Source organism: Variovorax davisae (assembly GCF_030316845.1).
Taxonomy (GTDB): domain Bacteria; phylum Pseudomonadota; class Gammaproteobacteria; order Burkholderiales; family Burkholderiaceae_C; genus Variovorax; species Variovorax davisae.
The window spans coordinates 496249-508739 of record NZ_JASZYS010000001.1 but is presented as its reverse complement, the minus strand read 5'-3'; the positions used below and the strand labels follow the sequence as shown (position 1 = coordinate 508739).

General features: G+C 68.4%; 14 protein-coding genes, 1 tRNA gene and 1 pseudogene. 7 read left to right on the top strand and 9 right to left on the bottom strand.

Going from position 1 to position 12491, the window contains the following annotated elements; translation table 11 throughout:
• Positions 1-30: 30 nt before the first annotated feature.
• Positions 31-990 (bottom strand): Bug family tripartite tricarboxylate transporter substrate binding protein, encoded by a 960-nt coding sequence (locus QTI33_RS02515; protein WP_286504176.1) that lies wholly within the window; start codon positions 988-990, stop codon positions 31-33.
• 112 nt (positions 991-1102) lie between these two features.
• On the opposite strand from QTI33_RS02515, the pseudogene QTI33_RS02510 reads away from it, so the two are divergent.
• From QTI33_RS02510 to QTI33_RS02495, 4 genes and pseudogenes are all read left to right on the top strand, one after another.
• A pseudogene (locus QTI33_RS02510) lies at positions 1103-1777 on the top strand (response regulator).
• The gene (locus QTI33_RS02505) at positions 1774-3189 is read left to right on the top strand and encodes a sensor histidine kinase (protein WP_286504175.1); all 1416 of its coding nucleotides are present in this window, start codon (positions 1774-1776) and stop codon (positions 3187-3189) included. The pseudogene QTI33_RS02510 and the gene QTI33_RS02505 overlap by 4 nt, the downstream one beginning before the upstream one ends.
• Before the next feature lie 4 nt (positions 3190-3193).
• A complete protein-coding gene (locus QTI33_RS02500; RefSeq protein ID WP_286504174.1) occupies positions 3194-3622 on the top strand; it encodes an RNA-binding S4 domain-containing protein in 429 nt (142 codons plus the stop codon).
• A gap of 13 nt (positions 3623-3635) precedes the next feature.
• Positions 3636-4442, top strand: coding sequence for a PPK2 family polyphosphate kinase (locus QTI33_RS02495; RefSeq protein WP_286504173.1), 807 nt, complete (start codon positions 3636-3638; stop codon positions 4440-4442).
• A gap of 16 nt (positions 4443-4458) precedes the next feature.
• Here the strand turns inward: QTI33_RS02495 and QTI33_RS02490 are convergent, their stop codons facing one another.
• From QTI33_RS02490 to cysS, 8 genes are all read right to left on the bottom strand, one after another.
• A complete protein-coding gene (locus QTI33_RS02490; protein ID WP_286504172.1) occupies positions 4459-4626 on the bottom strand; it encodes a hypothetical protein in 168 nt (55 codons plus the stop codon).
• 30 nt (positions 4627-4656) lie between these two features.
• Positions 4657-4881 (bottom strand): hypothetical protein, encoded by a 225-nt coding sequence (locus QTI33_RS02485; RefSeq protein WP_286504171.1) that lies wholly within the window; start codon positions 4879-4881, stop codon positions 4657-4659.
• Between the two features lie 105 nt (positions 4882-4986).
• Positions 4987-5079 (bottom strand) — tRNA-Ser (locus QTI33_RS02480).
• Between the two features lie 22 nt (positions 5080-5101).
• Entirely contained in the window at positions 5102-6370 is a 1269-nt protein-coding gene (locus QTI33_RS02475) for an aspartate kinase (protein ID WP_286504170.1), read from the bottom strand.
• A 93-nt stretch (positions 6371-6463) separates the two neighbouring features.
• Entirely contained in the window at positions 6464-7444 is a 981-nt protein-coding gene (gene tilS, locus QTI33_RS02470; protein ID WP_286504169.1) for a tRNA lysidine(34) synthetase TilS, read from the bottom strand.
• A 44-nt stretch (positions 7445-7488) separates the two neighbouring features.
• Positions 7489-8469 (bottom strand): acetyl-CoA carboxylase carboxyltransferase subunit alpha, encoded by a 981-nt coding sequence (locus tag QTI33_RS02465; protein WP_286504168.1) that lies wholly within the window; start codon positions 8467-8469, stop codon positions 7489-7491.
• 16 nt (positions 8470-8485) lie between these two features.
• The gene (locus QTI33_RS02460; protein WP_444814794.1) at positions 8486-9157 is read right to left on the bottom strand and encodes a DNA-3-methyladenine glycosylase family protein; all 672 of its coding nucleotides are present in this window, start codon (positions 9155-9157) and stop codon (positions 8486-8488) included.
• Positions 9154-10530: a cysteine--tRNA ligase gene (gene cysS / locus QTI33_RS02455; protein WP_286504167.1), complete on the bottom strand. Its 1377-nt coding sequence runs from the start codon at positions 10528-10530 to the stop codon at positions 9154-9156. Before cysS ends, QTI33_RS02460 begins: the two co-directional genes overlap by 4 nt.
• A 191-nt stretch (positions 10531-10721) precedes the next feature.
• Here cysS and QTI33_RS02450 point away from each other — a divergent pair, with 191 nt between their 5' ends.
• The 3 genes from QTI33_RS02450 to QTI33_RS02440 are packed head-to-tail and all read left to right on the top strand — an operon-like array spanning position 10722 to position 12481.
• Complete coding sequence (locus tag QTI33_RS02450; protein WP_286504166.1) at positions 10722-11312, top strand: tetratricopeptide repeat protein; 591 nt, start codon at positions 10722-10724, stop codon at positions 11310-11312.
• A gap of 55 nt (positions 11313-11367) precedes the next feature.
• Positions 11368-11955 (top strand): peptidylprolyl isomerase, encoded by a 588-nt coding sequence (locus QTI33_RS02445; RefSeq protein ID WP_444814793.1) that lies wholly within the window; start codon positions 11368-11370, stop codon positions 11953-11955.
• A 16-nt stretch (positions 11956-11971) separates the two neighbouring features.
• A complete protein-coding gene (locus tag QTI33_RS02440) occupies positions 11972-12481 on the top strand; it encodes a peptidylprolyl isomerase (RefSeq protein WP_286504165.1) in 510 nt (169 codons plus the stop codon).
• Positions 12482-12491 lie beyond the last annotated feature (10 nt).

Genomic DNA, 12491 nt, shown 5'->3' with positions numbered 1-12491 from the left:
CCTGCGCCCGTTGCGAAGCGATTCAGGCGCTCACACCATGCCCGACTTGACCATGGTCGCGCGCAGGCTCGCGAACTCGTCGTCGACGAACTTGGCGAAGGCTTCGCCGGACAGCACCGCCGGGGTCCAGTCGTTCTTCTTCATGGCCTCGCCCCAAGTCGGCGTCTTGAGCGCCGCCAGCACCATGTCGGTCAGGGCCTTGCGCTGCTCGGGCGTGATGCCGGGCGCGCCGTAGACGCCGCGCCAGTTGCCGATCTCGACGTCGATGCCCTGCTCCTTCAGCGTCGGCACGTTGATGCCCGGCAGCCGCTGGGCCGAGGTGACGGCGATCGCGCGCATCTTGCCGGCGTTGATGTACTCGGCGAATTCGCTGAAGCCGCTGCCGCCGACCGTGACGTTGCCGCCCAGGATCGCCGCCGTGGCCTCGCCGCCGCCGCGGAAGGCCACGTAGTTGATCTTGGACGGATCGACGCCCACCTTCTGCGCGATCATGGCTGCGGCGATGTGCTCGGTGGAGCCGCGCGAGCCGCCGCCCCACTTGACGCTGCCCGGGTCCTTCTTGAGCTGCTCGACCACGTCCTTCATGGTCTTCAGGGGCGAGCTGGCGGGCAGCACGAAGACGTTGTATTCGCTCGTGATGCGGGCGATCGGCGTCGCCTGCGACAGGCTCACCGGCGGCTTGCCGGTGATGATGCCGCCCAGCATCACGGCGCCCATGATCATCATCGCGTTGGGATCGCCCTTGGAGCCGTTGACGAACTGGGCCAGGCCCAGCGCACCGGCGGCGCCGCCCTTGTTGTCGAAGGTCACGGTGTCGGCCAGCTTGGCGTCGGTCAGGGCCTTGCCCAGCGCCCGCCCGGTGGTGTCCCAGCCGCCGCCCGGGTTGGCGGGGATCATCATCTTGACATTGGGAGCGGCCCAGGCCGACAACGGCAGGGCACCGGTGGCGGCCAGGGCGGCCAGGGACTTCAGAAAGGTATCGCGACGCATGCAGGTCTCCTTGGATTTTGGCAAGCTGAGTGGAAGCTGACGCCGCTATGATGCGCCGCCCTGCTGTCAGTTGGCTGTCCTTCGGACTGGGGTAAACACCGAAAATCGCGCCATGAAGCTGCTGCTAGTCGAAGACGATCCGTCGATGCAAACCACCTTGCAGCGCACGCTCGGGCGGCGCCAGATCGACGTCCGGATCTGCGGCGACGGCGCCTAGGCGCTGGCCCAGTGGCAGGCGCTCGAACCCGACGTGGTGGCGCTCGACCTCAGCCTGCCCGGGCTCGACGGCCTGCAGGTGCTGGCCCGGGCGCGCGCCGCCGGGCTGCGCACGCCGGTGCTGCTGCTCACCGCCCGCGGCACGGTCGGCGACCGCATCGTCGGCCTCAATGCCGGCGCCGACGACTACCTGCCCAAGCCCTTCGACCTCGACGAGCTCGAGGCCCGCATCCGGGCGCTCAGGCGGCGCCACCAGGGCGCCGAGGCGTCGGCGCGCCTGCCGGAGGTCGGCGGCCTGCGCTACGAGCCCGACAGCGGCGCCATCTACCACCGCGCCGAGGTGCTCGAACTGACGCCGCGCGAACTGGCGCTGCTGAAGGCGCTGATGGCCAAGCCCGGCCATGCGGTCAGCAAGGAGCGCCTGTTCGAGCTGGTGTTTCCGGGCGAGGCCGACGTGCAGTACGAAGCCGTCGAGGTCGTGGTCTACCGGCTGCGCAAGAAGCTCGCCGCCACCGGCGCCACGCTGATGACGCTGCGCGGCCTGGGCTACCTGCTGCGCGAAGACGCGTGATGCGGGCCACCTCGCTGCGCGCCCGGCTGCTGCTGGGCATCCTGGGGCCGATCGCGGTGTTCATCGTCATCAACAGCGTGAGCCTGTACCGCCAGAGCCTGGCCGCCGCCACCACCGCCTACGACCGCACCCTGCTGGCCTCGGCCAAGACCATCGGCGAGCAGCTCGACGTCGAGGGCTACGACGAGGCGGCCACGCTGCGCGCCATCGTTCCCTACTCGGCCCTCGAGGCCTTCGAGGCCGACAACCAGAGCCGGATGTACTACCGGGTGTCGGCGCTCGACGGCCAGCTGGTCTCGGGCTTCGAGGAACTGCCCTTCTGGCGCGGCCAGCTGCCGAACCGCCCGCCCTATGCCGCGCTGGTCGACTTCTACGACGCCGGCTTCCGCGGCATGCCGGTGCGGGTGGCCGTGCTGCTGCAGCCCATCGCGAGCGCCCGCGGACGCGCCATGGCCGTGGTGCAGGTGGCGGAGACGCTGGAGCTGCGCGAGACGCTGGCGCGCAAGCTGCTGGTCGACATGCTGTGGCGCCAGCTGGTGCTGATGGGGGTGATCGCCGCGGTCACGGTCGTCGTGGTGCAGCGCGCCACCCGCCCGGTGCGCGCGCTGGGCGAGGCGATCCAGGCCCGCGCCGCCGACGACCTGTCGCCGATCGACGCGCCCGATGCGCCGCGCGAACTGCGCCCCCTGATCGACGCCACGACCCAGGTGATGGGCCGGCTGCAACGGCTGCTGGACCATCAGAAGCGCTTCGTGCGCGACAGCGCGCACCAGTTGCGCACGCCGCTCGCGGTGCTCAAGGCGCAGGTGCAGTCGGCCCGCCGCGGCGACGTCCCGCCCGACCAGGCGCTGGGCGAGATCAGCGAGACCGTCGAGCGCGCGACCGCGCTGGCCAACCAGATGCTGTCGCTGGCCAAGGTCGAGCAGCTGCGCCAGCAGCCCGAGTCGGTCACCTTGGACCTGGCCGAGGCGGTGCGCGCGGTGGCGCTCGACCTGTCGCCGCTGGTCGCCGACAAGGCGCTCGACTTCGAGCTGTCGACCGATCCGGGGCCGGTGCCGGTGCGCGCCCACCTCTGGATGCTGCAGGAGCTCGCCCGCAACCTGCTGCACAACGCCATCAAGCACAGCCCGCGCGCAGCGGCGCTGACGGTGCGGGTGCAGGCCGAAGGGGAACTGGCGCTGCTGCAGGTCAGCGACCAGGGCCGCGGCATCTCCGACGAGCTGCGCCAGCGGCTGTTCGCGCCGTTCGCGGCCGGCGACGTGGCCAGCGGCTCCGGCCTGGGACTGGCGATCTGCCGCGAGATCGTGCTGGCCCTGGGCGGGCGCATCGCGCTGGACAACCGCCAGGCCGACGGCCGGACCGTCGGGCTGGACGCTGTCGTGCGAATCCCGCTGGCGCGCGACAATCGCTGAACTCATGGACCGACTTCGAATCGACAAATGGCTCTGGGCGGCGCGCTTCTTCAAGACGCGCTCGCTGGCTGCCGACGAGATCGGCAAGAACCGCGTGCAGGTCAACGGCGACGTCGCCAAGGCCTCGCGCGAGGTCAAGGTGGGCGATACCGTCACCTTGCGCCTGGGCAGCCTGTCGCGGGTGGTCTGGGTGCGCGGCATCAGCGGCCAGCGCGGCCCGGCCCCGGTCGCCCAGCTGCTCTATGAAGAAACACCCGAGAGCCTGGCGGCCCAGGCGGCCGCGCGCGAGCAGCGCCGGCTGGGCAGCGAACCAGCGCTGAGCATCGAGCAGGGCCGCCCCACCAAGCGCGACCGGCGCGACCTCGACGGCGCACGGCGCGCCGACTGGGACAGCCGCTGGAGTGCCTCCATCGACCCCGACGACGAGACCTGAAGGACTCCCTGCCATGGCCAGTTTCAAGAAATTCCGTGTCGGTCCCAAGTTCAAGCTGTCCGGCGTCGATCCGGCCGCCACGCCGTTCTCCAGCGGCGGCGACGATGCCCAGCGCGAGCAACTCGACGCCCTGGCCATCGAGCTCGACCGGCTGCAGAACCTGCTGCACGCCGAGGGCCGGCGCAAGCTGCTGCTGGTGCTGCAGGGGCTGGACACCAGCGGCAAGGACGGCACCATCCGCTGGGTGTTCTCGCGCACCTCGCCGCTGGGCGTCAAGGTGGCGGCCTTCAAGGCGCCGACGGAGGAAGAGCGCTCGCGCGACTTCCTGTGGCGCTGCCATGCCGCGGTGCCGCGCACCGGCGAGATCACGGTCTGGAACCGCAGCCACTACGAGGACGTGCTGGTGCCGGTGGTCGAAGGCTGGATCGACAAGGGCCAGACCCGGCAGCGCTATGCCCAGATCAACGACTTCGAGCGCCTGCTGACCCAGACCGGCACCGTCATCGTCAAGTGCATGCTGCACATCAGCAAGCAGGAGCAGCGCGTGCGCCTGCAGGCACGGGTCGACGACCCCGACAAGCACTGGAAGTTCTCGCTCGACGACCTCGCGGTGCGCAAGAAATGGGAGGCCTACCAGGCGGCCTACGAAAAGGCCCTGACCGCCACCTCGACCGACGACGCGCCATGGCACGTGATCCCGGCCGACAGCAAGCACCACCGCAACCTGATGATCGCCGGGCTGCTGGTGAAGACGCTCAAGGACATGAAGCTGCGCGTGCCGGACGCCGACCCGGCCCTCAAGGGGCTGATCGTCGAGTAGGGCCCGTTCACCCGCATCAGAACTTCGGCACGATGCCGTAGGCGATGATGGCCAGGAAGCCCACGATGCCGACCATCATCAGCGCCGGACCCCACTTGCGCTCGCGCCAGGCGAAGCCGACGGTCATGATGGCAGCGAAGCTCACGGCAACGACGGAAGCGAGTTCCAGGGTGAATTCAGGCATCCGGGGATGGTAGCGCGCGGCAGCGCGGACTCAGGCGGCGGCCGCCACGAGACGCTCCAGCCACTGCGCGGCGGCGGCACCGGCGGCGGCCACGGCAGCGGCCTCCGAGTCGAAGAACAGATGGGTCGAATGGTGCGAATCCATCTCGCCCGCCGCCGTCGGCTCGGTGACCACGAAGACGGCCTCGAAGCGCCCGTCGTCGAGCACCTTGCCGTAGCCCCTCAGGGCAAACGGCCCTCTGTACTGAATCTGCATTCGCTTTTCTTGGCCTTTGGCCCTCGGCCCTTGTCGGCGGTTCCAATGAAAAAGCCCCGGCGCTGGATCAGCGTCGGGGCTTTCAAAGATCATCGAAGATCAATTTGGCGGAACCGGAGGGATTCGAACCCTCGATGAGGCTCTACACCCCATACTCCCTTAGCAGGGGAGCACCTTCGGCCACTCGGTCACAGTTCCTGAGCCTTGGATTATGCCATCTTCAGGCGGTCGGTTGGTCCAGATCGAAGGCTTTATGCAACGCGCGGACCGCCAATTCCATGTATTTCTCGTCGATCACGACCGAAGTCTTGATCTCGCTGGTCGAGATCATCTGGATGTTGATGCCCTCTTCGCTCAGCACGCGGAACATCTTGCTGGCCACGCCGACGTGGCTGCGCATGCCGATGCCGACGATGCTGACCTTGCAGATCTTGGTGTCGCCGACGATGTCGGCGGCGCCCAGGGTCGGCAGCACCTTGTCCTTGAGCAGGTCGACCGCGCGGGCGTAGTCGTTGCGGTGCACCGTGAAGCTGAAGTCGGTGCGGCCGTCCTTGCTCAGGTTCTGGATGATGACGTCGACTTCGATGTTGGCGTCGGCCACCGCGCCCAGGATGTGGTAGGCGATGCCCGGCTTGTCGGGCACGCCGAGCACCGAGATCTTGGCCTCGTCGCGGTTGAAGGCAATGCCGGATACGACGGCTTTTTCCATGTTTTCGTCTTCCTCGAAAGTGATCAGGGTGCCGGACTTGGCTTCTTCCTCGATGTCGATGTCCCAGGGCGTGAAGCTCGACAGCACGCGCAGCGGCACCTTGTACTTGCCTGCGAACTCGACCGAGCGGATCTGCAGCACCTTGGAGCCCAGGCTGGCCATCTCGAGCATCTCTTCGAAGCTCACGGTCTTGAGCCGGCGGGCGTCGGGTTCGACCCGCGGGTCGGTGGTGTAGACGCCGTCGACGTCGGTAAAGGTCAGGCACTCGTGGGCCTTCAGCGCCGCGGCGATCGCCACCGCCGAGGTGTCGCTGCCGCCGCGCCCGAGGGTCGTGATGTTGCCGCCTTCGTCCACACCCTGGAAGCCGGTGATGACGACGACACGGCCCGCATCGAGGTCGGCGCGCACGCGCTCGTCGTCGATGCTCTCGATGCGCGCCTTGGTGTAGGCGCTGTCGGTCTTCACCTGGACCTGCCAGCCGGCGTAGCTCACGGCCTCCAGGCCCTCGGCCTGCAAGGCGATCGCCAGCAGGGCTGACGAAGCCTGCTCGCCGGTGGCGGCGAGCATGTCGAGTTCGCGGTAGTGGCCGCCATCGGGGCTGGCGGGCGCCAGTTCCTTGGCCAGGCCGAGCAGGCGGTTGGTCTCGCCGCTCATGGCGCTCGGGACCACCACCATCTGGTGGCCGGCGCGTGCCCACTTGGCAACGCGCTTGGCGACATTCCGGATGCGCTCGGTCGAGCCCATCGACGTGCCGCCGTATTTATGAACGATCAATGCCATGGGTGAAAGTCAAAGAGAAGGATTCGGATGCCGCATTGCCGGCTTCGCTGGCCTCTGCAGGCACTCGCGCGCCCGCCGGCCGGATTCATCGCTTCAGCGCTTTCGCGCCAGGGCGGCGGACTGCGACAAGGGCGAAGCATTGTACCAACGCAGCACGGCGCCCTCCCGCTCGACCCGGCCGGACGCGATCTTGAGGCGGATCCGGTGCCCGCGCGTGCTGCAGGCCGCGATCTGATCCTGCAGCTGCTCCAACTGCGCCTCGCTGGGCACCACGCCGTGGTCGCGCCGCAGCCAGTGGCGCAGCGCATTGGCCAGGCGCTCCCGCGGCAGCGCGCGCAGCACGGCCAGCGACGGCGGCGCGCCGGCGTCGGCCAGGTCCCGGGCCGCCAGCTCGGCCAGCAGCGCCGAGCCCCGCGCCGCATTGCGCGCCGAGCGGGCGAAGGTCTCGCGGAACTGCGGCAGCGCGGCCGCCAACGCCGGCAGCACCCGCTGGCGGATCCGGTTGCGGGTGTAGCGCAGGTCGGCGTTGGTCGGGTCGTCGACATGGGCAACGCCACTGGCGGCGAGCCAGGCGCGCAGCGCTTCGGCCGGCACGTCGAGCAGCGGCCGGTGGAAGCTCACGCCGTGCCGCTCGATGCAGCGCGGCATGCCCGCCAGGCCATCGAGGCCGGCGCCGCGGCCGAGCGCGATCAGCATCGTCTCGACCTGGTCGTCCGCATGCTGGGCCAGCGCCACGTGGCGCAGCCCGCGGGGCAGCGCCAGCGCCGCCAGCGTGGCATAGCGGGCACGGCGGGCCGCGTCCTCCGGGCTCTGGCCGGGGGCGTGGCGGGCGTCGACGCGGGCCGAATGCAGGGGCACGCCGAGCGCCGCGCAGGCGGCGGCGCAGTGCGCCTCGAAGTCATCGGCCGCCTGCTGCAGGCCATGGTGCACGTGCAGGGCATGCACCTGCCCGGGCCAGCGGGCCGCGGCCGCGTGCAGCAGCGCGGTCGAATCGGCGCCGCCGCTGTAGGCGATCGCCAGCGGCAACGGCGCCGCCGCCCAGGATGCGAGAGCTTGGGCGGCCGGATTTTCCATGGAGAGCGGGCGGTGCGCCGGGCCGTGCCTCGGCGCCCAGCGCCTCACTTGCTGCTGTCGGCCTTGGTGTCGGCGAAGCGGCCGTAGCCCTGGAGCCGCTCGTAGCGGCGGTTCAGCAGGTCCTTGGTCGACAGGTCGCTGACCTGGCGGAAGGCATCGTTGAGCGCCCGCTTGAGGAAGGCCGCCATCTGGCGATGGTCGCGGTGGGCGCCGCCGACCGGCTCGTTGACGATCTTGTCGACGAGGCCGAGCGCCTTCAGCCGGTGCGCGGTGATGCCGAGCGCATCGGCCGCTTCCTGGGCCTTGTCGCTGGTCTTCCAGAGGATCGAGGCACAGCCTTCGGGGCTGATCACCGAATAGATCGAATACTGGAGCATCACCAGCTGGTCGCCCACCGAGATCGCCAGCGCGCCGCCGGAGCCGCCCTCGCCGATGATGGTGACGATGATCGGCACCTCGAGCTGCGCCATCTCGAAGATGTTGCGGCCGATGGCCTCGGACTGGCCGCGCTCCTCGGCGTCGATGCCCGGGTAGGCGCCCGGCGTGTCGACGAAGGTAAAGACCGGCAGCTTGAACTTCTCGGCCGTCTTCATGAGGCGCAGCGCCTTGCGGTAGCCCTCGGGCTTGCTCATGCCGAAGTTGCGCGCCGTGCGCTCCCTGGTGTCGCGGCCCTTCTGGTGGCCCAGCACCATGCAGGGCGTGCCGTTGAAGCGCGCCAGGCCGCCGACGATCGACAGGTCGTCCGAGAAATGGCGGTCGCCGTGCAGTTCGACGAAATCGGTGAAGATCTCGTTGACGTAGTCGAGCGTGTAGGGGCGTTCCGGATGGCGGGCGATCTTGGTGATCTGCCAGGGCGTCAGGTCGCTGTAGATGTCCTTGGTGAGCTGCAGGCTTTTCTTGCCCAGCTGATCGATTTCTTCCGAGATGTCGACCGCGGATTCGGTCTGGACATAACGCAGTTCTTCGATCTTGCTTTCGAGCTCGGCCACGGGCTGCTCGAAGTCGAGAAAGGTTCGTTTCGCCAACGTCTTCTCCTGTTTTTCAAATTGCGACCGGTAGCGGGTCGAGCGATCGCCAAATATACCAAGTCGCCACGCTGCAGTACGGGGCCCAGGCCACGGCGACCTCGCGGGCATCGCTGCGGCTGACCGGATCGCCCGAAAAGTAGTTCTGGCTGATGCCGCTGATGAGGCCGGGGTCGTCCAGCGGCAGCACGTTGGGCCGCATCAGGTGGAAGATCAGGAACATCTCGGCGGTCCAGCGTGAGATGCCGCGGATCGCGACCAGTTCCGCGATGATCATCTCGTCGGACATGTTCTCCCAGGCGTCGACGTGCACCGCGCCCGAGTCGAAATGGATCGCCAGGTCGACCAGGTATTCGACCTTGCGCGCCGACAGCCCGGCGCCGCGCATGTCGTCGACCTTGAGCTTCAGCACGCTGGCCGGCGTCAGCTTGCGCGGCAGTTCGACGAAGCGGCGCCAGACCGTCTGCGCCGCCGGCACCGAGATCTGCTGGCCGACGATGCTGCGCGCGAGCGTCGTGAAAGCGTCGCCGCGCGACTCCAGGCGGACGTCGCCGAAGCGCGGGATCAGCCGCTTCATGACGCGGTCCTTCTTGCCCAGGTGCTTGCAGGCTTCCTCCCAGTAATCGGGCGTGAAGACCTGGACGATCGGCTCCTTGACGGCAGCCGTGGTTCGGGCGGCGGCGCTCACTGGGCCGAGGTCCAGGTGGTGCCGCTCGCCGAGTCCTTGAGCTCGATGCCCTGGGCCAGCAGTTCGCGGCGGATGCGGTCGGCCTCGGCGAAGTTCTTCGCCGCCTTGGCTTGCGCGCGCTGCTGGATCAGGGCCTGGATGGTGGCGTCGTCGAGCATGCTGCCGGCCTGCAGGAAGGCTTGCGGGTCGGCTTGCAGCAGGTTCAGGCAGCCGGCCAGCGCCTTCAGCAGGCCGGCGGATTCGGCGGATTGCGTGCGGTTGACCTCGCCCGCGAGGTCGAACAGCACGGCCACGGCGTCGGGCGTGCCGAAGTCCTCGTCCAGCGCGGCCTTGAAGCGCGCCGCATGGGCCTGGGTCCAGTCGATCGCGACCGGCGCCGGTGGCACCAGCGCCAGCGCGTTGTAGAGCCGGCGCAGCGAATTGCGGGCATCGTTCAGGTGCACGTCGCTGTAGTTGAGCGGGCTGCGGTAATGGGCCCGGACGACGAAGAAGCGCACGGTCTCGGCATCGAACTTCTTGAGCACGTCGCGGATCAGGAAGAAGTTGCCCAGGCTCTTGGACATCTTCTCGTCGTCGATGTTGATGAAGCCGTTGTGCATCCAGGTGCGGGCCAGCGGCTTGCCGCTGGCACCCTCGCTCTGGGCGATCTCGTTCTCGTGGTGCGGGAACTGCAGGTCGGCGCCGCCGCCGTGGATGTCCAGTGTCTCGCCCAGCAGCTGGCAGGCCATGGCCGAGCACTCGATGTGCCAGCCGGGCCGGCCGGGGCCGAATTCGCTCGCCCACTTGACCTCGTCGGGTTCGCTGGCCTTGGCGCTCTTCCAGAGCACCGGGTCGAGCGGATCGTCCTTGCCGTCGAGCACCGCGACGCGCTCGCCGGCATGGAGCTCGTCGAGGGTCTTGCCGCTCAGCTTGCCGTAGCCGGGAAACTTGCGCACCGCGTAGTTCACGTCGCCGTTGGGCGAACGATAGGCCAGGCCTTTGTGCTCCAGCGTGGAGATCATCGACAGCATCTGGGGAATGAACTCGGTCGCCCGCGGCTCGTGTGTAGGCCGTTCGATCCCCAGCGCGTCGGCATCCTCGTGCAGGGCGTCGATCATGCGGTCGGTCAGCGCCCGGATGCTCTCGCCGTTCTCGACCGCCCGGCGGATGATCTTGTCGTCGATGTCGGTAATGTTGCGCACGTAGTCCACGTCCAGCCCCGAGATCCGGAGCCAGCGCTGCACCACGTCGAAGGCGATCATCGAGCGCGCATGGCCCAGATGGCAGTAGTCGTAGACCGTCATGCCGCACACGTACATGCGCACCCTGCCGGGTTGCAGAGGGGTGAATTCCTCCAGTTCACGCGAGAGCGTGTTGTAGATGCGAAGACTCATGAGGCTCGGAAACGTCGATTCGCGCACGTGCAGGGAACGGGCGAACGCTGGGGGTTTTTCAGGGGTGGCGGGGGTGTGGCGACGAGCGGCTGGAAAAGGCCCCTCGGCTACAATCTTCCAAGTATAAACGGCCACCGCCGGATGTTTTCCGCGTGTTTACGAGGCCCATCCCCTCCACCTCCCGAGACACCATGCCGCACGCCGCTTCCGCCCCCTCCTCCCCCCTGCGCATCGTCCGGGCCGTCGCCGCGCTCGTGGTCGCGCTCACGGTCGGCATCGCCCACGCCGACGACTATTCCGACGTCAACACCCTGCTGCGCCAGGGCAAGGCCGACCAGGCCCTGGCCAAGGCCGATGCCTACATCGCAGGCAAGCCGCGGGACCCGCAGATGCGCTTCCTGCGCGGCGTGATCCTGACCGAGCAGGGCAAGCAGGCCGACGCGATCGTGGTGTTCACGGCACTGACGCAGGACTTCCCCGAACTGCCCGAGCCCTACAACAACCTGGCCGCGCTCTACGCCGCCCAGAGCCAGTTCGACAAGGCGCGCGCCGCGCTCGAGATGGCGATCAAGCTCAACCCCGACTACGCCACCGCGCACGAGAACCTCGGCGACGTCTATGCGCGGCTGGCGGCCCAGTCCTATGGCCGGGCGCTCAAGCTCGAGGCCGGCAACACCACCGCGCCGCCGAAGCTCGCCCTGGTGCGCCAGATGTTCGGCGCACCCGCGCCCGACGCCCTGCCGCCGGCCACGCCGGTGGTGCGCAAGCCGGTGCGCAACTGAAGCCTTCCTCTTTCCTGAACGCGCCGCGGCGCACTCCTTCGAAAGCGATCCACCCGTGATTCTTCAAGCCTTTTCGCGCCGCCGGGCCCTGGCCCTGGCCGCCACGCTGGCCATCGCCACGACCGCCGTGCCCAGTTGGGCGCAGGGCGCCCCGCGCGTCAAGCTCGCCACCTCGGCCGGCGACATCGTGATCGAGCTGGCGCCCGACAAGGCCCCCAAGACGGTCGACAACTTCCTGCAGTACGTCAAGGACAAGCAGTACGACGGCACGGTGTTCCACCGCGTCATCGACGGCTTCATGATCCAGGGCGGCGGCTTCACGGCCGACCTGAAGGAAAAGCCGACCCGCGCGCCGATCCCGCTCGAAGCCAAGAGCGGCCTCAAGAACGACAAATACACGATCGCGATGGCGCGCACCTCCGACCCGAACTCGGCCACCGCGCAGTTCTTCATCAACGTCAAGGACAACCCCAATCTCGACGCCCCGAAGCCCGACGGCCATGGCTACGCCGTGTTCGGCAAGGTGGTCTCGGGCACCGAGGTGGTCGACAAGATCCGCGCCGCGCGCACCGGCAACAAGGGCGGCATGCAGGACGTGCCGCTCGAAACCATCACCATCCAGTCCGCCACCCTGGCGAAATAAGCAAAGGAACACTGCCATGAGCAACCCGCAAGTCGAACTGCACATCAAGGACAAGGGCGTCATCACGCTCGAACTCGACGAGGCCAAGGCGCCCAACACCGTCGCCAACTTCCTCGAGTACGTGACCAAGGGCCACTACGACAACACCGTGTTCCACCGCGTCATCCCCGGCTTCATGGTGCAAGGCGGCGGCTTCGAGCCCGGCATGAGCCAGAAGCCGACCGGCGCCGAGATCCAGAACGAAGCCAACAACGGCCTCAAGAACGACAACTACACGGTCGCCATGGCGCGCACCAATGCGCCGCACTCGGCCACCGCGCAGTTCTTCATCAACGTCGCCGACAACGGCTTCCTGAACCACACGGCGCCCTCGGCCCAGGGCTGGGGCTATGCGGTGTTCGGCAAGGTGGTCGGCGGCAAGGAAGTGGTCGATGGCATCAAGGCCGTCAAGACCGGCCGCAAGGGCTTCCACGACGACGTGCCGCTCGAAGACGTCGTGATCGAGAAGGCCGTCGTCAAGGCTTGAGCCTGACGAG